The sequence below is a fragment of the Rhodoferax sp. BAB1 genome (assembly GCF_013334205.1).
Classification (GTDB): Bacteria; Pseudomonadota; Gammaproteobacteria; order Burkholderiales; family Burkholderiaceae_C; genus Hylemonella.
This window is the reverse complement of record NZ_CP054424.1, coordinates 3,051,213-3,072,654: the sequence shown is the minus strand read 5'-3', so window position 1 is coordinate 3,072,654 and position 21,442 is coordinate 3,051,213. Positions and strand designations below refer to the sequence as shown.

Sequence of the window (21,442 nt, the reverse complement as noted above, 5' to 3'; positions counted from 1 at the left end):
CACGCCATGAACAAGATTCGCAAAGGCGACGAAGTCATCGTCCTCACCGGGCGCGACAAGGGCAAGCGCGGCAAGATCGCGCTGCGCAAGGACGACAGCCATGTGCTCGTCGAGGGCGTGAACGTGGTGAAGAAGCACACCAAGCCCAACCCCATGAAGGGTACGACCGGCGGCATCGTGGAGAAGTCCATGCCCATCCACCAGTCGAATGTGGCCATTTTCAATGCGGCGACCGGCAAGGCCGACCGCGTGGGCATCAAGCTGCTGGCTGACGGCAAACGCGTTCGCGTTTACAAGTCCAGCGGCGAAGAAATCAAGGTGGCATAACCATGGCACGTCTGCAACAACACTATCGCGAGAAGGTCGTCCCCGAGTTGACGGCCAAGTTCGGCTACAAGTCGCCGATGCAGGTTCCGCGCCTGACCAAAATCACCCTGAACATGGGTGTGAGCGAGGCCGTGGCCGACAAGAAGGTCATGGACAACGCCGTGGGCGACCTGACCAAGATCGCCGGCCAGAAGCCGGTCGTGACCAAGGCCAAGAAGGCCATCGCCGGTTTCAAGATCCGCGAGCAGCAGGCCATCGGTTGCATGGTGACCCTGCGCGGCGTGCAGATGTACGAGTTCCTGGACCGTTTCGTCACCGTGGCACTGCCCCGCGTGCGTGACTTCCGTGGTATTTCCGGTCGCGCCTTCGACGGCCGTGGCAACTACAACATCGGCGTGAAAGAGCAGATCATCTTCCCCGAAATCGAATACGACAAGGTGGATGCCCTGCGTGGTCTGAACATCAGCATCACCACGACGGCGCAGACCGATGAAGAGTGCAAGGCACTGCTCGCCGGTTTCAAATTCCCCTTCAAGAACTGAGGTGACCTGTGGCTAAAGTAGCTTTGATCGAGCGCGAGCTCAAGCGAGACAAACTGGTCGCCAAGTACGCGAAGAAACACGCGGAACTCAAGGCCATCGCCAGCGACATGAAGCGCAGCGACGAAGAGCGTGCAGCTGCCCGTCTGGGCCTGCAGAAGCTCCCGCGCAACGCGAACCCGACGCGCCAGCGCAACCGCTGTGCCATCACCGGCCGTCCGCGTGGCACTTTCCGCCAGTTCGGCTTGGCTCGCGCCAAGATCCGTGAAATGGCTTTTGCCGGTGACATCCCTGGTGTCACCAAGGCCAGCTGGTAAGCAGGAGATTAAAGATGAGCATGAGTGATCCCATCGCCGACCTGCTGACGCGTATCCGTAACGCGCAGATGGTGGCCAAGACCTCGGTGTCGGTGCCTTCTTCCAAGGTGAAGATTGCCATCGCCCAGGTGCTGAAGGACGAGGGCTACATCGACGGCTTCCAGGTGAAGTCCGAAGGTGGCAAGTCCGAACTGGAAATTGCCCTGAAGTACTACGCCGGTCGCCCGGTGATCGAGCGCATCGAGCGCGTGAGCCGTCCCGGCCTGCGCGTGTACAAGGGCCGTGACGCCATCCCCCAGGTCCAGAACGGTCTGGGTGTGGCCATCGTGACGACCCCCAAGGGTGTCATGACCGATCGCAAGGCGCGCGCTACCGGTGTCGGTGGCGAAGTGCTGTGCTACGTGGCCTAAGGCATTGAGGAGAAACTGAAATGTCGCGCGTAGGAAAAATGCCTGTAACCATCCCGACCGGGGTGGATGTCTCGGTCAAGGCCGATCAGATCAGCGTCAAGGGTGCCGGTGGCACGCTGTCGCTGGCCCAGTCGACCCTGGTCAAGGTGAGCAACGAGGGTGGCAAGCTGAGCTTCGCCCCCGCCAACGAATCCCGTGAAGCCAATGCCATGAGCGGCACCATGCGCCAGCTGGTGAACAACATGGTCAACGGCGTGAGCAAGGGTTTCGAGAAGAAGCTGACGCTGATCGGCGTGGGCTACAAGGCCCAGGCCTCCGGTGCCAAGCTGAACCTGGCCGTGGGTTACTCCCACCCGGTGAACATCGAGATGCCCGCGGGCATCACGGTGGCCACCCCGGCCCCCACGGAAATCGTGATCAAGGGTGCAGATCGTCAGCGTGTCGGCCAGATCGCCGCTGAAATTCGCGCCGTTCGTCCCCCCGAGCCCTACAAGGGCAAGGGCATCCGTTATGCGGATGAGAAGGTCACGATCAAAGAGACCAAGAAGAAATAAGGAGCTGCACCATGATGACCAAGAAAGAGCAGCGTCTTCGCCGGGCCCGTCAGACCCGCATCCGCATTGCAACGCAAGGCGTGGCGCGTCTGACCGTGAACCGCACCAATCTGCACATCTATGCCAGCGTGATCTCTGGCGACGGTGCCCAGGTCCTGGCCAGCGCCTCGACCGCCGAAGCCGAAGTGCGCAAGTCGCTCGGCGCTTCGGGCAAGGGCGGCACGGCTTCCGCGGCCCAGCTGATCGGCAAGCGTATTGCCGAAAAGGCCAAGGCTGCCGGCGTCGAGAAGGTGGCGTTCGACCGCGCGGGCTTCGCGTACCACGGCCGCGTCAAGGCGCTGGCCGAGGCGGCACGTGAAGCAGGCTTGCAGTTCTAAGCAGATCGGAATTAAAGATGGCTAAAGTTCAAGCAAAGATGCAGGGCAAAGGGGCCGAGGGTCCCGAGGACGGCCTGCGCGAGAAAATGATCGCGGTCAACCGCGTGACCAAGGTGGTCAAGGGTGGCCGTATCCTGGGTTTCGCTGCACTGACCGTGGTGGGCGATGGCGACGGTCGCGTCGGCATGGGCAAGGGCAAATCCAAGGAAGTGCCGGCTGCCGTGCAGAAGGCCATGGAAGAAGCCCGCCGCAACATGCTCAAGGTGTCGCTGAAGAACGGCACGCTGCACCACCAGGTGACGGGTCGTCACGGTGCCGCCAACGTCATGATGGCGCCGGCGCCCAAGGGTACCGGCATCATCGCCGGCGGCCCGATGCGCGCCGTCTTCGAAGTGATGGGCATCACCGACATCGTGGCCAAGAGCCACGGTTCGACCAATCCTTACAACATGGTTCGTGCCACGCTGGACGCGCTGAACAACTGCAGCACCCCTGCATCTGTGGCAGCCAAGCGCGGCAAGAGCGTTGAAGAACTCTTCGCTTAAACGGGAGTTTCAGACATGACTACGCAACAAACCGTCAAACTGCAGCTGGTCCGTAGCCCGATCGGCTGCAAGGAATCGCACCGCGCCACCGTGCGTGGCCTGGGCCTGCGCAAGCTGAACAGCGTCAGCGAACTGCAGGATACCCCTGCCGTGCGCGGCATGATCAACAAGATCAGCTATCTGGTCAAGGTTCTCTGAGAGGCTGATGATGGAACTCAATAGCATCAAGCCCGCAGCGGGCGCCAAACACGCCAAGCGTCGCGTCGGTCGCGGCATCGGCTCCGGCCTGGGCAAGACCGCCGGTCGCGGCCACAAGGGTCAGAAGTCCCGTTCGGGCGGCTACCACAAGGTCGGCTTCGAAGGCGGCCAGATGCCCATGCATCGTCGTCTGCCCAAGCGCGGCTTCAAGTCGCACCTGCTCAAGTTCAATGCCGAGATCACTCTCGGCGCGCTGGAGCAGCTGGGCGCCGACACCGTCGACCTGCTGACGCTCAAGCAAGCCGGCCTGGTCGGCGAGCTGGCCAAGGTGGTCAAGGTCATCAAGTCGGGCGAGCTGAAGAAGGCCGTCAAGCTCAACGGTATCGGTGCCACCGCAGGTGCCAAGGCTGCCATCGAGGCAGCCGGCGGTAGCGTGGCCTGAAGCAAAGATCGAGAGTAGAACGAAGTGGCAACGAACGCGGCTCAGATAGCAAAAACCGGCAAGTTCGGCGACCTGCGTCGTCGGCTGGTCTTTTTGCTGCTCGCACTGGTGGTGTACCGCATCGGTGCGCACATCCCCGTGCCGGGCATCAATCCGGACCAGCTGGCCCAGCTCTTCCAGGGCCAGCAGGGCGGCATCCTGAGCCTGTTCAACATGTTCTCGGGCGGCGCGCTGTCGCGCTTCACGGTGTTCGCGCTGGGCATCATGCCGTACATCTCGGCATCGATCATCATGCAGCTGCTGACCTATGTTCTGCCCGCTTTCGAGCAGATCAAGAAGGAAGGCGAAGCCGGCCGTCGCAAGATCACGCAGTACACGCGTTACGCCACCCTGGGCCTGGCCCTGTTCCAGTCGCTCGGTATTGCCGTGGCGCTGGAGAGCTCGGCGGGTCTGGTGATCGCCCCGGGTTTCGGTTTCCGTTTCACGGCGGTCGTCACGCTCACGGCTGGCACCATGTTCCTGATGTGGCTGGGTGAGCAGATCACCGAGCGCGGTCTGGGTAACGGCATCTCGATCCTGATTTTCGGTGGTATCGCCGCCGGCCTGCCCAGCGCCATCGGTGGCCTGCTGGAGCTGGTGCGTACCGGTGCCATGAGCATCATCGCCGCGCTGTTCATCGTCGCCCTGGTGGTGCTGGTGACCTATTTCGTGGTGTTCGTCGAACGCGGCCAGCGCAAGATCCTGGTGAACTATGCGCGTCGCCAGGTCGGCAACAAGGTCTACGGCGGCCAGTCCTCGCACCTGCCGCTCAAGCTGAACATGGCTGGCGTGATTCCGCCCATCTTCGCCTCGTCCATCATTCTGCTGCCGGCCACCGTGGTGAGCTGGTTCAGCAGCGGCGACTCGATGGTGTGGCTCAAGGACATCGCCGGCAGCCTGACCCCGGGTCAGCCCATCTATGTGCTGCTGTACGCGACGGCGATCATCTTCTTCGCTTTCTTCTACACGGCGCTGGTGTTCAACAGCCGTGAGACGGCCGACAACCTGAAAAAGGGTGGTGCCTTCATCCCGGGCATCCGTCCGGGTGACCAGACCGCCAAGTACATCGACCGTATCCTGCTGCGCCTGACGCTGGCTGGTGCGATCTACATCACCTTTGTCTGTCTGTTGCCCGAGTTCCTGATCCTGAAGTACAACGTTCCGTTCTATTTCGGTGGTACGTCGCTGTTGATCATCGTGGTCGTGACCATGGATTTCATGGCCCAGGTGCAGAACTACATGATGTCGCAGCAGTATGAATCGCTGTTGAAGAAGGCCAATTTCAAGGCTACGCCAGGTGTCTGAAAGAGATGGCGAAAGACGATGTGATTCAGATGCAGGGCGAGGTGGTGGAAAACCTGCCGAACGCGACCTTCCGCGTGAAGCTGGAAAACGGCCACATCGTCCTGGGACATATCTCAGGCAAGATGCGCATGCACTACATACGCATCCTGCCGGGTGACAAAGTGACTGTCGAGTTGACGCCTTACGACTTGACAAGAGCACGGATCGTGTTCAGGGCCAAATGAATTTGCAGGTTCCGGATAGTCCGGAACCAGGCGTAAGAAGTTTTAGGAGAATGAAATGAGAGTTTCGGCTTCGGTCAAGAAAATTTGCCGCAACTGCAAAATCATCCGCCGCAAGGGTGTGGTGCGTGTGATCTGCACGGATCCCCGCCACAAGCAGCGTCAAGGCTGATTGCAAGAGTTATAGAGGACGAAAATGGCACGTATCGCTGGCATCAACATTCCGCCGCATAAGCATGCAGAAATTGGCTTGACCGCCATCTTCGGCATCGGTCGCACGAGCGCTCGCAAGATTTGCGATGCCTGCGGCATTGCATATTCCAAGAAGATCAAGGATCTGACCGACTCTGATCTGGAAAAAATCCGCGACCAGATCGCCGGTATCACCATCGAGGGTGACCTGCGTCGCGAGACCACGATGAACATCAAGCGTTTGATGGACATCGGCTGCTACCGCGGTTTCCGCCATCGCCGCGGCCTGCCCATGCGCGGCCAGCGTACGCGCACCAATGCCCGTACCCGCAAGGGCCCGCGCAAGGGTGCCCAGGCACTGAAGAAATAAACTGGCATTGAAAGATCACCATGGCTAAAGCTCCCGCCAATAATGCCGCGCAACGTGTGCGCAAGAAGGTTCGCAAGAACGTGGCTGACGGCGTCGCCCACGTGCACGCCTCCTTCAACAACACCATCATCACGATCACCGATCGCCAGGGCAATGCCCTGTCCTGGGCCTCGTCGGGTGGCCAGGGCTTCAAGGGTTCGCGCAAGTCCACGCCGTTCGCCGCCCAGGTGGCGTCCGAAGTGGCTGGCCGTGCCGCCATGGAGCAAGGTATCAAGAACCTCGACGTCGAGATCAAGGGCCCCGGCCCCGGTCGTGAGTCTTCGGTGCGTGCCCTGGCCGCACTGGGCATTCGCATCAACCTGATTTCCGACGTGACGCCGGTGCCGCACAACGGCTGCCGTCCGCAGAAGCGTCGTCGTATCTGATCGCAGCTGCGATCAGACGCCGTCGTCTCGACCATTTTTTAACAAGCCCACCGCCATCGGCATTGCGCTGATGGCTCCCGCAGGCAACTGCGGAAGTTGACATAGAAGGAAGTTCAAGTGGCACGCAATCTCGGCCCCAAGGCCAAACTCTCCCGCCGTGAAGGCACTGACCTGTTCCTCAAGAGCGCCCGTCGCTCGATTGCGGACAAGGCCAAGTTCGACTCCAAGCCCGGCCAGCACGGCCGCACTTCGGGCGCCCGCACCTCCGACTTCGGTCTGCAGCTGCGTGAAAAGCAGAAGGTCAAGCGCATGTACGGTGTGCTGGAGCGCCAGTTCCGCCGTTATTTCGAGGAAGCCGACCGTCGCAAGGGCAACACCGGCGCCAACCTGCTGTTCCTGCTGGAGTGCCGCCTGGACAACGTGGTCTACCGCATGGGCTTCGGCTCCACGCGCGCTGAAGCGCGTCAGATGGTTTCGCACAAGGCGATCACCGTGAACGGCAATTCCGTGAACATTCCGTCGTACTCGGTCAAGGCCGGCGACGTGATCGCCGTGCGCGAAAAGTCCAAGAAGCAGAACCGCGTGGTGGAAGCCCTGCAACTGGCCCAGCAAGTCGGCATGCCGGCCTGGGTGGAAGTGAATCTCGACAAAGCCGAAGGCACCTTCAAGAAGGTCCCGGATCGCGACGAATTCGGGTCCGACATCAACGAATCGCTGATCGTCGAGTTGTACTCGAGGTAATCAAGGTGACAACGAGGCTGCAGCGCAGCCTCGGCCCTTGGAGTTTTCGTACCTGACCGGAGGCATTCCGGTCAGGCGCTTCACCAGCCTTACCGGTGTAACGAGCCGGGGGTATTGACAGGAAGTCTGCATGCAAACCAGTCTGCTGAAACCCAAAGCAATCAACGTCGAACAACTCGGCCCGAACCGCGCCAAAGTGGCGCTGGAGCCGTTTGAGCGTGGTTATGGCCACACCCTGGGCAACGCGCTGCGCCGCGTCCTGCTGTCGTCGATGCCGGGTTACGCTGCCACCGAGGTGACCATTGCCGGCGTGCTGCACGAGTACTCGTCCATCGACGGCGTGCAGGAAGACGTGGTCAACATTCTGCTGAACCTCAAAGGTGTGGTGTTCAAGCTGCACAACCGCGACGAAGTCACGCTGAGCCTGCGCAAGGACGGCGAGGGCGTCGTCACGGCGGCTGACATCCAGACCCCGCACGATGTCGAGATCATCAATCCCGACCACGTGATCGCCACGCTGTCGGCCGGTGGCAAGCTCGACATGCAGATCAAGGTCGAGAAGGGCCGCGGTTACGTGCCCGGCACCATGCGCCGTTACGGCGACGAGCCGACCAAGTCGATCGGCCGCATCGTGCTCGACGCTTCCTTCTCCCCGGTCAAGCGCGTGAGCTACACCGTCGAGAGCGCCCGCGTCGAGCAGCGTACCGACCTGGACAAGCTGGTCGTCGAGATCGAGACCAATGGCGCCATCACCGCCGAAGACGCCGTGCGCGCTTCGGCCAAGATCCTGGTCGAACAGCTGGCCGTGTTCGCCCAGCTCGAGGGCAGCGAACTCGCCGCCTTCGACGCACCAGCACCGCGCAGCGGCAGCCAGTTCGACCCGATCCTGTTGCGTCCGGTCGACGAACTCGAACTGACCGTACGTTCGGCCAACTGCCTGAAGGCCGAGAACATCTATTACATCGGCGACCTGATCCAGCGCTCCGAGAACGAACTGCTCAAGACCCCGAACCTGGGTCGCAAGTCGCTCAACGAGATCAAGGAAGTGCTGGCTTCGCGCGGTCTGACCCTGGGTATGAAGCTCGAGAACTGGCCGCCGGCCGCGCTCGAGAAGCGTTGATTTAGAATACCGGTCCCGCTCAAGCGGGACGGAAAACCAGCCCTTCAGGGCTGGGTGCACCGGGCAGTACCTGATACGGCTGCCTGTTTATATAAAGAAAGGAAAGCACCATGCGTCACGGACACGGTCTCCGTAAACTCAACCGCACCAGCGAGCACCGCCTCGCCATGCTGCGCAACATGATGAATTCGCTGATCGAGCACGAGGTCATCAAGACCACCGTGCCGAAGGCCAAGGAGTTGCGTCGCGTCGTCGAGCCCATGATCACCCTGGCCAAGGAAGCCACGCTGGCCAACCGCCGCCTGGCATTCGACCGCCTGCGTGATCGCGACAGCGTCACCAAGCTGTTCAACGACCTCGGCCCGCGTTTCAAGACGCGTCCGGGCGGCTACACCCGCATCCTCAAGATGGGTTTCCGCGTGGGCGACAACGCTCCCATGGCCCTCGTTGAACTGGTGGACCGTCCGGCTGAATCTTCTGAGACGGCCAAGGCAGAATAAGCTATAATGCTAGATTACCGCGCGATGGAGCAGCCTGGTAGCTCGTTGGGCTCATAACCCAAAGGTCGGAGGTTCAAATCCTCCTCGCGCAACCAACAAGGAAAAGCCCTCTTAGGAGGGCTTTTCTGCTTCTGGGCACTGTAACAAGCAGTGTCGTGAATGTAGGAGCCAGGCCAAAAGCCCTGCTCCCCCTTCTTGGAACCACACATGACCACTCGTCGCCAATTCGGCCTGGCCGCCGCATCCCTGCTGGCCGCTCCCACGTTGCTCAAGGCCCAGGCCAACAACAAGATCATCCTCGGCCAGTCGGCCGCCTTCACCGGCCCTGCGGCCGAACTGGGCATCCAGTTCCACCAGGGCGCCAGGCTCTGGTTCGACCAGGTGAACGCGCAAGGGGGCATCGCTGGCAAGACCATCGAGATCAAGACCCTGGACGATGGTTACGAGCCGGACCGCTGTGCCGCCAACACGCAGAAGCTGATCGCCGAGGACGTGTTTGCCCTGTTCGGCTACATCGGCACGCCCACCAGCCTGGCCGCGCTGCCGCTGCTGAGCAAGGCCCAGGTGCCGTTCATTGCGCCTTTCACTGGGGCCATGGGCTTGCGCGAGCCTTTCAACAAGCAGGTCTTCCACCTGCGTGCCTCCTACAACGACGAGACGGCGCTGATCGTGCGCCAGCTGACCAATCTGGGCCTGAAGAAGATTGCGGTCTTCTACCAGAACGATGCCTACGGCAAGGCGGGCCTGGACGGCGTGACGCTGGCGCTGGACAAGTTGGGCCTCAAGCCCGTGGCGCAGGCCACGGTGGAGCGCAATTCGGTGGATGTCGCCGCTGCTGTGCGCACCATCAATGCCGCTGCGCCGGACGCCGTGGTGCAGATCAGCGCCTACAAGTCCTGTGCAGCGTATATCCGCGCTGCCCGTGCCGCGGGTTTTGGCGGTACGTTCTTCAACGTATCCTTTGTCGGTACCCAGGCCCTGGCCGATGAGCTGGGCAAGGAGGGTGCCGGCGTGGTGGTGTCGCAGGTGATGCCCTCGCCGTATTACCCGGCGCGCCAGATCGCGCGCGAATTCGCCGATGCGGTCAGGAAGGCTGGCAATGTGCAGGCCAACTTCTCGAGCATGGAAGGTTATCTGGCGGCCAAGGTCGTGAGCGAAGGCCTCAAGCGTGCCGGTACGCGCATGAACAGCCGTGAGGGACTGATCCAGGGCATCGAGGCCATCGGCAGCCAGAGCCTGGGCGGTTTCCAGGTCAACTTCTCGGCCGGCAACCACGTGGCCTCGGGTTTCGTGGAACTGTCCATGCTGACCGGTGACGGGCGCGTGCGTACCTGAACGTCGCCGGGGAATACCCCGGATGACAAGGGGGCAGCCGGAGGAATAGACTCTCACCCATGAAGGTCATCGATTCCATCGTCGCCCAGGCCGCCGGCATAGCGGCCATCCGGCGCGACATCCACGCCCATCCGGAACTCTCGTTCGAGGAACAGCGCACCGCCGACCTGGTGGCCGCCAAGTTGACCTCCTGGGGTATCCCCGTGCACCGCGGCCTCGGCGGTACCGGCGTGGTGGGTGTCATCCGTCAGGGCCAGTCACCGCGTGCCATCGGTTTGCGCGCCGACATGGATGCCCTGCCCCTGCAGGAGGGCAACACCTTTGCCCACGCCAGCCACCATGACGGCAAGATGCATGCGTGCGGGCACGACGGCCACACGGCCATGCTGCTGGCCGCAGCCCAGCACCTGGCGCAGCAGCGCAACTTCGACGGCACCGTCTACCTGATCTTCCAGCCGGCCGAAGAGGGCGGCGCCGGTGCCAACGAGATGATCAAGGACGGCCTCTTCGAGAAATTCCCGATGCAGGCCGTGTTCGGCATGCACAACTGGCCGGGCATGAAGGCCGGCACCTTTGCGCTGAGTCCGGGGCCGGTGATGGCGTCGAGCAACGAGTTCAAGATCACCATCCAGGGCAAGGGCGGCCACGCCGCCATGCCGCACAACGCGGTGGACCCGGTGCTGGTGGCCTGCCAGATGGTGCAGGCCTTCCAGACCATCATCAGCCGCAATATCAAACCCATCGACGCGGGGGTGATCTCGGTCACCATGATCCATGCGGGGCACGCCAGCAACGTGATCGCCGACAGCTGCGAGCTGCAGGGTACGGTACGTACCTTCACGCTGGAGGTGCTGGACCAGATCGAGGCGCGCATGCGCGAGGTGGCGCAGCACACCTGTGCCGCCTTCGGCGCCCGCTGCGACTTCGAGTTCGAACGCAACTACCCGCCCACCATCAATGCCGAGCCGGAAGTGGCTTTTGCCCGCAGCATCATGGCCGACATCGTTGGCGAGGCCAACGTCCTGAAGCAGGAGCCCACCATGGGCGCGGAAGACTTCGCCTACATGCTGCTGGCCAAGCCCGGGGCGTATGCCTTCATCGGCAACGGTGACGGCGTGCACCGCGAGATGGGCCATGGCGGCGGCCCCTGCACCCTGCACAACCCGAGTTATGACTTCAATGACGAGCTCATCCCGCTGGGCGCGAGCTACTGGGTGAAACTGGCCGAGGCCTGGCTGGCGCCAGGGCGTTGAGGGGATTCAGCGCGGCAGGCAGAAACCGCGGTGTGCGGCGATCTGCAGCAGCCCGTCGAAGATCAGGGTGTCGACCAGGTCGAAGGGCGTGGACAGGCTGGGGGCCATCTTCCAGCCGGCGCCACCAGCCATCACGCACCAGGGTTCGGCGCTGCAATGCTCGCGCACATGGTCCACCATGCGCTCCATCGCACCCGCAATCGCGTAGGTGCCTCCGCTGGTCAGCGCATCGCTGGTGTTGGTGGGAAAGGGGCGCACCTCGCCGGTGGGCACGTGCAGGCCGGCCGTACCGGATTCGAGCGCACGCAGCATGATGCCGTGGCCCGGCAGGATGTAACCCCCCAGGAACTTGCCGCTCGCGTCGATGGCCTCCACCGTGACGGCGGTTCCGACCATGGCGACGACGATGGGGCGAGGCGGGCCCATGGCCAGCATGCTGTGCCAGGCGCCGATCATGGCCACCCAGCGGTCCGGACCCAGGCGGGCCGGGTGGTCGTAGCCATTGCTCAGGCCGGCTTCGTGGCTGCTGGCGATGACCCAGTGTGGCGAGACGTCCCAGTGTTCCATCTGCGCCTCGACGCGATGCTTGACGGCATCACTGGCCACCACGCAACCCAGCATGCAGCTCGGCGCGGGCAAACCGGCCCAGGCGGTTTCGGCCAGGCGGTCGATGTGGTCCAGGAATTCGGCGCCCTGGGCCAAGACCCGCGCGCCGGGCTGCGGCGCGTCGTACAGGGCCCACTTGAGGCGGGTGTTGCCAACGTCGATGGCGAGAAAAGACATGATTTAGGCTCGGTTGGCGACAGCCGGCATCATAAAGGAGAGGGCTTGCTCAGCCCTGTCGCCAGGGCAGGCCGTGGTAACGCCAGCCACCCTTGCGGCCGCGATGCGCCTGCGCGTCCGGATCACCCTCGAAACCTTCAAGGATGTTGTAGGCCTCGATGCCGAGTTCTGTGGCGCGACGCGCAGCGGCAATCGACCGTACCCCGCTGCGGCACAGCATGACTGCCTTCTTGCCCGGCGGCACGGCCGCGCGCACGGCGGCATCAAAATTCGGATTCGGCACCATGCCCGGCCACTGCTTCCAGGCCAGGCCCACGCTGTCCGGCACGAAGCCCACCCATTCGCGCTCGGCATCGCTTCGCACATCGACCAGCACGGCCTCGCCGGACTGCACCCATGACCAGGCCAGCTGCGGCGTGACGTTGCCCGCGTAGCCCTCGGCTGGGCGCACAGCCATGAGCGCCGCGCCATCGGCATCGTGGCGCAGGCCGGATTGCAGGTTGGCCGGTACGGCCTCGTCGATGCGCCTGGGTCTGGGCAGATGCAGGTTGTCCATGATGGCCATGAACTCGGCCAGCGACTTGCCTGCGACCCGCGCATTGCCCGCCTTCTCGGCGCCTATGGTCGAGTGGCTGCGGCCCTGGTAGTCGTGGCCTGGCCAGACCACGGTGTCATCGGGCAAGGTGAACAGCACCTGGGTCAGGCTGCGGTAGAGCGCCTCGGAACTGCCCGACTGGAAGTCGGTGCGACCGCAACCATTGATGAGCAGGGTGTCGCCGGTGAAGACGTGGTGCTGGCCTTCGGACGCCCAGACAAAACTCATGCTGCCGGCGGTGTGCCCAGGGGTGTGGAGCGCGCGGATATGGTGGCGGCCGAATCGGAGCTCGGCGCCGTCCTGCAGCTGGAGGGCCGCCGTGCGGATGCCACAGGCCTCGGGGGCGGCCGTCCTGGCGCCGGTGTGTTCCACCAGCAGGCTGGCGCTGGTGACGTGGTCAGCATGGGCATGGGTTTCCACCACCAGCATGAGCTTGAGGCCGTATTCGCGCAGCACGCCCAGGTCGCGCTCGAGCTGCTCATCCACCGGGTCGATGATGAGCGCCTCCCGACTGTCTGCGTCGAAGAGCAGGTAGGTGTAGGTGCTGGAGGCCGGGTCGAAGAGCTGGATCGGGTTCATGGTGCGGGCAACATCCGGTGCAGAAGCGCAGGGTAGCCTCAAGGATACGCAAAAAAGCGGGGCTTGCGTCACGACCCCTGACGCAAGCCCCGCTGTCCGATGGCCGTCTGGACTCAGACGATCTTGACGCTCAGGTTGGGCAGGCCATCGATGTGCATCTCGATCACGTCGCCACGCACCACCGGGCCCACGTTCTCCGGTGTGCCCGAATAAATGATGTCGCCGGGGAAGAGTTCGTTGGCTTCGGACAGCTTGCTGATCTGCTCGGCCACGTTCCAGATCATCTGGTTCAGATTCGCGTTCTGCTTGGTCTGACCGTTGACCTTGAGCCAGATGTTGCCCTTGGTGAAATGCTCGACCCGGCCGAGCTTGTGCACCGGGCCGATGGGCGCAGATTTGTCGAAGCTCTTGCCGATCTCCCAGGGCTTTTTCTGGTCGCCCATGGCGCGCTGCAGATCGCGGCGTGCCATGTCCAGGCCCAGGGTGTAGCCGTAGACCAGATCCAGCGCCTTCTCGACGGGGATGTTGCGCCCGCCCTTGCCCAGGCAGGCCACCAGTTCGGCCTCGTAGTGGTAGTTCTTGGTCAGCGAGGGATAGGGGTGGTCGGCCACGGTGCCGGCGGCCACGTACTGGATGGCGTCGGTCGGTTTCTGGAAGAAGAAGGGCGGTTCGCGGTCCGGGTTGGAACCCATCTCAATCGCATGGGCTCTGTAGTTGCGGCCGATGCAATAGATGCGGCGCACCGGGAACATCTCATCGCTGCCGACGATGGGGATGTAGGTGTCGCTCACCTCGAACGGGGTCCTGGCCTTGTTCTGGGCCACGCCGGGCAAGGCGCAACCGGCCAGCGCACCGGTGGTGACCAGGGCCGTGTTCTGGAAAAAATGACGTCGATCCATGGAAGTCTCCTCTTTTGAATTGCTTTTGTTGTGTGTGAACACAGCAGCGTTGTAGCAGGGCCGTGACTGGAATGGGTATCGATTGGTGAAAACAGTTTCTCACCAAGCGCGCGAGATACTGGTGAAAACCCCTAGGTGGATTCCGCGGCGTACGGGAGGAGAATCCGGCCGGACAGTAAGTAAACTGATTGTTCTGTCCCCCACTAGGAGATCACCGTGACCGATAACAAATCCCCGAACCGTCGCAGCCTGCTCAAGGGCGTTGCCGTTGCCGCCGGCGCCATGGCTGCCCCCATGGTTGCCACTGCGCAGACCACCACGAGCCTGCGCTTCCAGAGCACCTGGCCGTCCAAGGACATCTTCCACGAGTACGCCAGCGACTTCGCCAAGAAGGTCAACGACATGGCCAGCGGCAAGCTCAAGATCGAAGTGCTGCCCGCAGGCTCCGTCGTGCCGGCCTTCCAGCTGCTCGAGGCCGTGAACAAGGGCACGCTGGACGGCGGCCATGGCGTGGTGGCCTACCACTACGGCAAGAACTCGGCCCTGGCCCTGTGGGGCTCCGGCCCGTCCTTCGGCATGGACCCCAACATGCTGCTGGCCTGGCACAACTACGGCGGCGGCAAGGCCCTGCTGGAAGAGATCTACAAGTCCATCAACATGGACGTCGTCTCCTACCTCTACGGCCCCATGCCCACCCAGCCCTTCGGCTGGTTCAAGAAGCCGATCACCAAGGTCGCCGACGTCAAGGGCACCAAGTTCCGCACCGTGGGCCTGGCCGTTGACATGTACACCGACATGGGCGCTGCCGTGAACCCGCTGCCCGGCGGCGAGATCGTGCCGGCCCTGGACCGCGGCCTGATTGACGGCGCCGAGTTCAACAACGCTTCCTCCGACCGCCTGCTGGGCTTCCCCGACGTGGTGAAGAACTGCATGCTGCAGAGCTTCCACCAGTCCGGCGAACAGTTCGAAATCCTGTTCAACAAGGGCAAGCTCAACGCCCTGCCGGCCGAACTCAAGTCCATCATCGACTACGCCGTGCAGGCCGCCAGCGCCGACATGAGCTGGAAGGCCATCGAGCGCAACTCGAAGGACTACATCGAGCTCAAGAAGTCCGGCATCAAGTTCTACAAGACCCCGAACGCCGTGCTGCAGGCGCAGCTGGCGTCCTGGGACAAGATCATGGCCAAGAAGGGCGGCGAGAACGCATTGTTCAAGAAGGTGCTGGATTCGCAGCGTGCCTACGCCGAGCGTGCCACCCAGTGGCAGAACGACTACACGGTGGACTTCAAGATGGCCTCCAACCACTACTTCGGCAAGAAGCCGGCCAAGAAGGCCTGATGATCTGAGCGGTTAAAATCCGAGACCGCCCTGCGAGGGCGCTGTGGTGCAAGCCATGGCGCCCTCAATTCATTCTGACTAACAACTCTGACTGCTGGAATCCCTATGCAGAACTTCCTGCTCGCGGTCGATCGCCTGTCCACCTGGATAGGCAAGATCTTCGCCTGGACCGCCCTCATCCTCACCCTCATGATCAGCTGGGAAGTGTTCTCCCGCTACGTGCTGAACCAGCCCCATGCCTGGATGCTGGACTTCCAGATCATGATGTACGGCACCCTGTTCATGACCGCGGGCGCCTACACCCTGTCCAAGAACGGCCATGTGCGCGGCGACGTGCTCTACGGCTTCTTCCGGCCGCGCACGCAGGCCACCCTGGACCTGATCCTCTACTTTGTGTTTTTCCTGCCGGGCATCACGGCACTGACCTGGGCCGGCTGGACCTACTTCAACGAATCCCTGGTGATACGCGAGCAGACCTTCTCGGCCGAGCCGCTGCCGATGTACCCCTTCAAGTTCATCATCCCGCTCTCGGGCGGCATCCTGCTGCTGCAGGGCATCGTCGAGATCATCCGCTGCATCCTGTGCATCCGTGACGGCGAGTGGCCGGCGCGCGAGCAGGACGTGGAGGAAGTCGACGTCGAGAAACTCAAGGAAATGGTCCACGTGAAAGACGAAGACATCCAGGCGCTGGACAAGTACGTCGTGAAGGAAGGCGCCCACAAATGAAGATCCGCAAAGAACTCTGGTTCGGCTTCAGCCTCATGGGGCTGATCATCCTGGCTGCCATCGGCATGCTGCTGGGCGCCGAGAAGATCACCAACGGCCACATCGGCCTGCTGATGCTTTCGCTGGTGGTCGTGGCCATCATGCTGGGTTTCCCCACGGCGTTCACGCTGATGGGCATGGGCATGATCTTCACCTGGATCGCCTACGAGGAAAACACGACCAAGACGCTGGACCTGATGGTGTCCGCGGCCTTCAAGGTCATGAGCAACGACGTGCTGATTTCGATCCCGCTGTTCGTCTTCATGGGCTACCTGGTCGAGCGCGCCAACCTGATCGAAAAGCTGTTCCGCAGCCTGCACCTGGCCCTGGCGCGCCTGCCCGGCGCCCTGGCCGTGGCCACCCTGGTGACCTGTGCCGTGTTCGCCACGGCCACCGGCATCGTCGGTGCCGTGGTCACGCTGATGGGCCTGCTGGCCCTGCCGCAGATGCTGCGCGCCGGTTATGACGTCAAGCTGTCGGCCGGGGCCATCACGGCCGGCGGCTGCCTGGGCATCCTGATCCCGCCCTCGGTCATGCTGATCGTCTATGGCGCCACCGCCGGTGTCTCCGTGGTGCAGCTGTATGCCGGCGCCTTCTTCCCCGGGCTCATGCTGGCCGGTCTGTACATCCTGTACGTGATCATCGTGGCCAAGCTCAAGCCCCATATGGCGCCCCCGCTGTCGGAGAAGGAGCGCTACATCCCGCTGCCGCCGCTGATGGAGAAGATCGCCCCCGCACACTCCGCGCGCGCCCTGCCGGCGCTGCTCAAGGCCCTCAAGGGCCGGAACAATGCCGACGTGCCGACCAGCTACATCCTCAAGCAGCTGGCTGTCGTGCTGGCGCCCCTGGTCCTTTTCCTGTTCGTGGCCCTGTGGAGCTACGCCGGTGTCACCAGCGTGCCGCCGCTGGAAGAAACCTCCACGCTGCAAAGCATGGGTGAAGGCAATGCCGAAGAGGCCGCCGATGACGAGGAGGGCGGGCTTGCCGTGCCTCCGGGGACCGAGGAAGAAGACAGCGCCAGCGCCGCACCCGCTGCGGCCGAAGCGGTGGCCGCACCGGCGGCCGAGCCGGTGGCTGCTGCCAGCGCCGAGCCGGCCGCGACCAGCAAGCCGGCTCCCGCCGGTTTCTGGATCGGTCTGGGCGTGGGCGCCCTGGCCATGGCGATCTATTACGGCCTGCTGAGCTTCACGCGGCTGGAAGTGTTCAAGATGCTGCTGACCAGCTTCTTCCCGCTGCTGGTGCTGATCCTTGCCGTGCTGGGTTCCATCGTCATGGGCCTGGCCACGCCGACCGAAGCGGCCGCCGTCGGCGCCCTGGGCGGTTTCCTGCTGGCTGCGGCCTACAGGCAACTGACGCTGGAGGTGGTCAAGGAAAGCGTGTTCCTCACGGCCAAGACCTCGGCCATGGTGTGCTGGCTCTTTGTCGGCTCGGCCATCTTCTCTGCCGCCTTCGCCCTGCTGGGCGGCCAGGAGCTGGTGGAGAACTGGGTCATGTCCATGAACCTCACCAAGACCCAGTTCCTGGTGCTCAGCCAGGTCATCATCTTCATCCTGGGCTGGCCGCTGGAGTGGACCGAGATCATCGTGATCTTCATGCCCATCTTCATCCCGCTGCTGGACAACTTCGGGGTCGATCCGCTGTTCTTCGGCTTGCTCGTGGCGCTGAATCTGCAGACCGCCTTCCTGAGCCCGCCGGTGGCCATGGCGGCCTTCTACCTGAAGGGTGTGAGCCCGCCGCACGTGACGCTGAACCAGATCTTTGCCGGCATGCTGCCCTTCATGGGCATCCAGGTGATTGCCATCATCATCCTGTACAACTTCCCCGGCATCGGCATGTGGCTGCCGCAGGTGCTGTACAAGTAATCAGCACTGATTTCCGCGGAAGGATCAAGGGGCGCATTTGCGCCCCTTTTTCTTGGCCGCGAGGCCGGGAACCGTTAAGATTGACGTTTACGTAAACGTCAACGTGGGCTCACCATGACCGACCTGTCCGCCGACTTCAAGGCCCTCGCGAATTACCGTCCGACCCACAAGGTGCGTTTTGTCACCGCGGCCAGCCTGTTCGACGGGCACGACGCGGCCATCAACATCATGCGGCGCATCCTGCAGGGCATGGGCGCCGAGGTCATTCACCTGGGGCACAACCGCAGCGTGGACGAGGTCGTCACCGCCGCGCTGCAGGAAGACGTGCAGGGCATCGCGATCAGCTCCTACCAGGGCGGCCACGTCGAGTACTTCAAGTACATGATGGACCTGCTCAAGGCGCGCGGCGGCGCGCACATCCAGGTTTTCGGAGGCGGCGGCGGGGTCATCGTGCCCAGCGAGATCCGCGAGCTGCAGGCCTACGGCGTGACGCGCATCTACAGCCCGGAGGACGGCCAGCGCATGGGCCTGGCCGGCATGATCGGCGAAATGGTCATGCGCTGTGACCGGGACATCAGCGCCCTGGCGCCGAAAAAAATCGAAACCCTCCAGGGCCATGGTGAAGCGGCCTGGCGCGCCCTGGCCCAGCTCATGACCGCACTCGAGAATGGCAGTGCCGATGCGGGGCTGGTCACGCACTTGCGCGAGCAAGCAGCAGCCAAGAAGGTTCCTGTGCTGGGCATCACCGGCACCGGCGGGGCTGGCAAGAGCTCGCTCACCGATGAGCTGATCCGCCGCCTGCGCCTGGACCAGGGCGACGTGCTGCGCGTGGCCGTGATCAGCATCGACCCTTCGCGCCGCAAGAGCGGCGGCGCCCTGCTGGGCGACCGCATCCGCATGAACGCGATTTCCCCTTGGGCTCAGGGTGCCAGGGTTTTCATGCGCTCCCTCGCCACACGCGATGCGGGCAGCGAGATCAGCGCCGCCCTGCCCGACGTGGTGGCCGCCTGCAAGTGTGCCGGCTTCGACCTCATCGTGGTCGAGACCTCGGGCATAGGCCAGGGCGACGCCGCCATCGTGCCGCATGTGGACGTGCCACTCTACGTGATGACACCCGAGTTCGGCGCCGCCAGCCAGCTCGAAAAGATCGACATGCTGGATTTCGCCGAGTTCGTGGCCATCAACAAGTTCGACCGCAAGGGCGCGCCCGACGCGCTGCGCGACGTGGCCAAGCAGGTGCAGCGCAACCGCGAGGCCTGGAGTATGCCGCCCGAGCAGATGCCGGTTTTCGGCACCATGGCTGCGCGCTTCAACGACGACGGCGTGACCGCGCTCTACCAGGCACTCAAGGTGCGGCTGGGCGTGCTGGGCCTGAAACTCGAGACCGGGCGCCTGCCCGCCGTGGCCGTGCGTCACAGCAGCAACCAGAGCCCCATCGTGCCTGGTGCCCGCACGCGTTACCTGGCCGAAATTTCCGACACCGTGCGCGGCTACAAGCGCCGGGCGCGGGCGCAGGCCCGGCTGGCGCGCGAAGTTCAGCAGCTCAAGGCCGCCGCGGCGATGCTCAAGCAGGACAAGCCCGACCGCGCCAAGGCCGCCGAGGCGGCGATCGATCTGGCGCAGTCGCGCGAGCTGCAGATGGACGACGACGCCAGCCGCTTGCTGGCCCAGTGGCCGGCCATGCAACAGGCTTATGCCGGCGACGAGTACGTGGTGAAGATCCGCGACAAGGAGATCCGCACCGCGCTGACCACCAAATCGCTCTCGGGCACCACCATCCGCAAGGTGGCGCTGCCGCCATACGAGGACCACGGCGAGATCCTCAAATGGCTGATGCTGGACAACGTGCCCGGCAGTTATCCCTACACCGCCGGCACCTTTGCCTTCAAGCGCGAAAACGAGGACCCCACGCGCATGTTTGCGGGCGAGGGTGATCCCTTCCGCACCAACAAGCGCTTCAAGTTGCTCAGCTCGGGCATGCCGGCCAAGCGCCTGTCCACCGCCTTCGACTCGGTCACGCTTTACGGCAACGACCCCGACCCGCGCCCCGATATCTACGGCAAGGTCGGCAACTCGGGCGTGAGCATCGCCACCCTGGACGACATGAAGGTGCTCTACGAGGGCTTCGACCTCTGCGACCCGGCCACCTCGGTCAGCATGACCATCAACGGCCCGGCGCCCACCATCCTGGCCATGTTCATGAACACGGCCATCGACCAGTACCTGGAAAAATTCAGGACCGACAACGGTCGCGCGCCCACCGACACCGAGTCGGAAAAGATCCGTGAGTGGGTGCTGGAGAACGTGCGCGGCACGGTGCAGGCCGACATCCTCAAGGAAGACCAGGGCCAGAACACCTGCATCTTCTCGACCGAGTTTTCATTGAAGGTGATGGGCGACATCGCCGAGTTTTTCGTGCACCACGGCGTGCGCAACTTCTACTCGGTGTCCATCAGCGGTTACCACATCGCCGAAGCCGGCGCCAACCCCATCAGCCAGCTGGCCTTCACCCTGTCCAACGGCCTCACGCTGGTGGAGGCGTACCTCGCGCGCGGCATGCACATCGACGACTTCGCGCCTAACCTGTCCTTCTTCTTCTCCAACGGCATGGACCCCGAGTACACCGTGATGGGCCGTGTCGCGCGTCGCATCTGGGCCGTGGCCATGAAGGAGAAGTACGGTGCGAATGAACGCTCGCAGAAGTTGAAGTACCACATCCAGACCAGCGGCCGCAGCCTGCACGCGCAGGAGATCCAGTTCAACGACATCCGTACCACGCTGCAGGCGCTGATCGCCATCTACGACAACTGCAACAGCCTGCACACCAACGCCTTCGACGAGGCCATCACCACGCCCACCGAAGATTCCGTGCGCCGTGCCATGGCCATCCAGCTCATCATCAACCGCGAGTGGGGGCTGGCCAAGAACGAGAACCCCAGCCAGGGCGCCTTCATCATCGAGGAGCTGACCGAGCTGGTGGAGGAGGCCGTGCTGGCCGAGTTCGAGCGCATCAGCGAGCGCGGTGGTGTGCTGGGCGCCATGGAGACGGGTTACCAGCGCGGCAAGATCCAGGACGAGAGCATGACCTACGAGATGCTCAAGCACACCGGCGAGCTGCCCATCATCGGCGTCAACACCTTCCGCAACCCGCACGGCGACACCGTGATGGAGAAGCTGGAACTGGCGCGCTCGACCGAAGAGGAAAAACAGAGCCAGCTCCAGCGCCTGGCCGATTTCCACGCGCGCCATGCAGCCGCGGCGCCGGCGCAGTTGCAGCGCCTGCAGCAGGCCGTGATCGAAAACAGGAACGTGTTCGAGGTGCTGATGGACGCCGTGCGTGTCTGCTCCCTGGGCCAGATCACGACCGCGTTGTTCGAGGTCGGCGGCCAGTACCGACGCAATATGTAGCGT

General features: G+C 63.3%; 26 protein-coding genes, 1 tRNA gene and 1 pseudogene. 24 read left to right on the top strand and 4 right to left on the bottom strand.

Annotated features, from left to right (window positions below; translation table 11 throughout):
• Nucleotides 1-6 precede the first annotated feature (6 nt).
• The 20 genes from rplX (at nucleotide 7) to HTY51_RS14710 (ending at nucleotide 11,210) form a co-directional block, all read left to right on the top strand.
• Nucleotides 7-327, top strand: a complete 321-nt coding sequence (rplX, locus tag HTY51_RS14805) for a 50S ribosomal protein L24 (protein ID WP_174253435.1) — start codon at nucleotides 7-9, stop codon at nucleotides 325-327.
• A gap of 2 nt (nucleotides 328-329) precedes the next feature.
• On the top strand, nucleotides 330-869 hold the full coding sequence (rplE, locus tag HTY51_RS14800; protein WP_174253434.1) for a 50S ribosomal protein L5: 540 nt from the start codon (nucleotides 330-332) through the stop codon (nucleotides 867-869).
• An 8-nt stretch (nucleotides 870-877) separates the two neighbouring features.
• Nucleotides 878-1,183: a 30S ribosomal protein S14 gene (gene rpsN / locus HTY51_RS14795; RefSeq protein ID WP_174253433.1), complete on the top strand. Its 306-nt coding sequence runs from the start codon at nucleotides 878-880 to the stop codon at nucleotides 1,181-1,183.
• 14 nt (nucleotides 1,184-1,197) lie between these two features.
• Complete coding sequence (gene rpsH, locus HTY51_RS14790; RefSeq protein ID WP_057674010.1) at nucleotides 1,198-1,593, top strand: 30S ribosomal protein S8; 396 nt, start codon at nucleotides 1,198-1,200, stop codon at nucleotides 1,591-1,593.
• Between the two features lie 20 nt (nucleotides 1,594-1,613).
• A complete protein-coding gene (rplF, locus tag HTY51_RS14785) occupies nucleotides 1,614-2,147 on the top strand; it encodes a 50S ribosomal protein L6 (RefSeq protein WP_174253432.1) in 534 nt (177 codons plus the stop codon).
• A gap of 11 nt (nucleotides 2,148-2,158) precedes the next feature.
• Entirely contained in the window at nucleotides 2,159-2,524 is a 366-nt protein-coding gene (gene rplR / locus HTY51_RS14780; RefSeq protein ID WP_174253431.1) for a 50S ribosomal protein L18, read from the top strand.
• A gap of 17 nt (nucleotides 2,525-2,541) precedes the next feature.
• Nucleotides 2,542-3,069 (top strand): 30S ribosomal protein S5, encoded by a 528-nt coding sequence (gene rpsE / locus HTY51_RS14775; protein ID WP_174253430.1) that lies wholly within the window; start codon nucleotides 2,542-2,544, stop codon nucleotides 3,067-3,069.
• Nucleotides 3,070-3,084: 15 nt separating this feature from the next.
• Nucleotides 3,085-3,267 carry a 50S ribosomal protein L30 gene (gene rpmD / locus HTY51_RS14770; RefSeq protein ID WP_174253429.1) on the top strand — a complete coding sequence of 61 codons (183 nt, stop codon included), beginning with the start codon at nucleotides 3,085-3,087 and terminating at the stop codon, nucleotides 3,265-3,267.
• Between the two features lie 10 nt (nucleotides 3,268-3,277).
• On the top strand, nucleotides 3,278-3,709 hold the full coding sequence (gene rplO / locus HTY51_RS14765) for a 50S ribosomal protein L15 (RefSeq protein ID WP_174254304.1): 432 nt from the start codon (nucleotides 3,278-3,280) through the stop codon (nucleotides 3,707-3,709).
• A 24-nt stretch (nucleotides 3,710-3,733) separates the two neighbouring features.
• Nucleotides 3,734-5,053, top strand: a complete 1,320-nt coding sequence (gene secY, locus HTY51_RS14760; protein ID WP_174253428.1) for a preprotein translocase subunit SecY — start codon at nucleotides 3,734-3,736, stop codon at nucleotides 5,051-5,053.
• A gap of 5 nt (nucleotides 5,054-5,058) precedes the next feature.
• Nucleotides 5,059-5,277 (top strand): translation initiation factor IF-1, encoded by a 219-nt coding sequence (infA, locus tag HTY51_RS14755; protein WP_006297869.1) that lies wholly within the window; start codon nucleotides 5,059-5,061, stop codon nucleotides 5,275-5,277.
• Nucleotides 5,278-5,332: 55 nt separating this feature from the next.
• Nucleotides 5,333-5,446, top strand: coding sequence for a 50S ribosomal protein L36 (rpmJ, locus tag HTY51_RS14750; protein ID WP_011481465.1), 114 nt, complete (start codon nucleotides 5,333-5,335; stop codon nucleotides 5,444-5,446).
• Nucleotides 5,447-5,470: 24 nt separating this feature from the next.
• Complete coding sequence (gene rpsM / locus HTY51_RS14745; RefSeq protein ID WP_174253427.1) at nucleotides 5,471-5,836, top strand: 30S ribosomal protein S13; 366 nt, start codon at nucleotides 5,471-5,473, stop codon at nucleotides 5,834-5,836.
• Between the two features lie 20 nt (nucleotides 5,837-5,856).
• Entirely contained in the window at nucleotides 5,857-6,261 is a 405-nt protein-coding gene (gene rpsK, locus HTY51_RS14740; RefSeq protein WP_057674003.1) for a 30S ribosomal protein S11, read from the top strand.
• 117 nt (nucleotides 6,262-6,378) lie between these two features.
• Entirely contained in the window at nucleotides 6,379-7,002 is a 624-nt protein-coding gene (gene rpsD / locus HTY51_RS14735; protein ID WP_174253426.1) for a 30S ribosomal protein S4, read from the top strand.
• A gap of 130 nt (nucleotides 7,003-7,132) precedes the next feature.
• A complete protein-coding gene (gene rpoA / locus HTY51_RS14730; protein WP_057674001.1) occupies nucleotides 7,133-8,122 on the top strand; it encodes a DNA-directed RNA polymerase subunit alpha in 990 nt (329 codons plus the stop codon).
• 110 nt (nucleotides 8,123-8,232) lie between these two features.
• Nucleotides 8,233-8,622: a 50S ribosomal protein L17 gene (gene rplQ / locus HTY51_RS14725; protein WP_057674000.1), complete on the top strand. Its 390-nt coding sequence runs from the start codon at nucleotides 8,233-8,235 to the stop codon at nucleotides 8,620-8,622.
• An 18-nt stretch (nucleotides 8,623-8,640) separates the two neighbouring features.
• Nucleotides 8,641-8,717, top strand: a tRNA-Met gene (locus tag HTY51_RS14720).
• A gap of 112 nt (nucleotides 8,718-8,829) precedes the next feature.
• Nucleotides 8,830-9,957, top strand: coding sequence for an ABC transporter substrate-binding protein (locus tag HTY51_RS14715; RefSeq protein WP_174253425.1), 1,128 nt, complete (start codon nucleotides 8,830-8,832; stop codon nucleotides 9,955-9,957).
• 59 nt (nucleotides 9,958-10,016) lie between these two features.
• On the top strand, nucleotides 10,017-11,210 hold the full coding sequence (locus tag HTY51_RS14710; protein ID WP_174253424.1) for a M20 aminoacylase family protein: 1,194 nt from the start codon (nucleotides 10,017-10,019) through the stop codon (nucleotides 11,208-11,210).
• A 6-nt stretch (nucleotides 11,211-11,216) separates the two neighbouring features.
• Here HTY51_RS14710 and HTY51_RS14705 read toward each other — a convergent pair whose 3' ends face one another.
• From HTY51_RS14705 to HTY51_RS14695, 4 genes and pseudogenes are all read right to left on the bottom strand, one after another.
• A complete protein-coding gene (locus tag HTY51_RS14705) occupies nucleotides 11,217-11,993 on the bottom strand; it encodes a type III pantothenate kinase (protein ID WP_174253423.1) in 777 nt (258 codons plus the stop codon).
• 49 nt (nucleotides 11,994-12,042) lie between these two features.
• Nucleotides 12,043-12,450, bottom strand: a complete 408-nt coding sequence (locus HTY51_RS18650) for a rhodanese-like domain-containing protein (RefSeq protein ID WP_254607071.1) — start codon at nucleotides 12,448-12,450, stop codon at nucleotides 12,043-12,045.
• A gap of 252 nt (nucleotides 12,451-12,702) precedes the next feature.
• A pseudogene (locus HTY51_RS18645) lies at nucleotides 12,703-13,167 on the bottom strand (MBL fold metallo-hydrolase); the annotation flags it as partial.
• A 113-nt stretch (nucleotides 13,168-13,280) separates the two neighbouring features.
• A complete protein-coding gene (locus tag HTY51_RS14695; protein ID WP_174253421.1) occupies nucleotides 13,281-14,066 on the bottom strand; it encodes a fumarylacetoacetate hydrolase family protein in 786 nt (261 codons plus the stop codon).
• A gap of 216 nt (nucleotides 14,067-14,282) precedes the next feature.
• Between HTY51_RS14695 and HTY51_RS14690 the strand changes: the two genes are divergently transcribed.
• From HTY51_RS14690 to icmF, 4 genes are all read left to right on the top strand, one after another.
• Nucleotides 14,283-15,404 (top strand): TRAP transporter substrate-binding protein, encoded by a 1,122-nt coding sequence (locus tag HTY51_RS14690; RefSeq protein ID WP_174253420.1) that lies wholly within the window; start codon nucleotides 14,283-14,285, stop codon nucleotides 15,402-15,404.
• 105 nt (nucleotides 15,405-15,509) lie between these two features.
• Entirely contained in the window at nucleotides 15,510-16,130 is a 621-nt protein-coding gene (locus HTY51_RS14685) for a TRAP transporter small permease subunit (protein ID WP_174253419.1), read from the top strand.
• Complete coding sequence (locus HTY51_RS14680; RefSeq protein WP_174253418.1) at nucleotides 16,127-18,031, top strand: TRAP transporter large permease subunit; 1,905 nt, start codon at nucleotides 16,127-16,129, stop codon at nucleotides 18,029-18,031. The genes HTY51_RS14685 and HTY51_RS14680 overlap by 4 nt, the downstream gene beginning before the upstream one ends.
• Before the next feature lie 114 nt (nucleotides 18,032-18,145).
• Nucleotides 18,146-21,439 carry a fused isobutyryl-CoA mutase/GTPase IcmF gene (gene icmF / locus HTY51_RS14675; protein WP_174253417.1) on the top strand — a complete coding sequence of 1,098 codons (3,294 nt, stop codon included), beginning with the start codon at nucleotides 18,146-18,148 and terminating at the stop codon, nucleotides 21,437-21,439.
• Nucleotides 21,440-21,442: the final 3 nt, after the last annotated feature.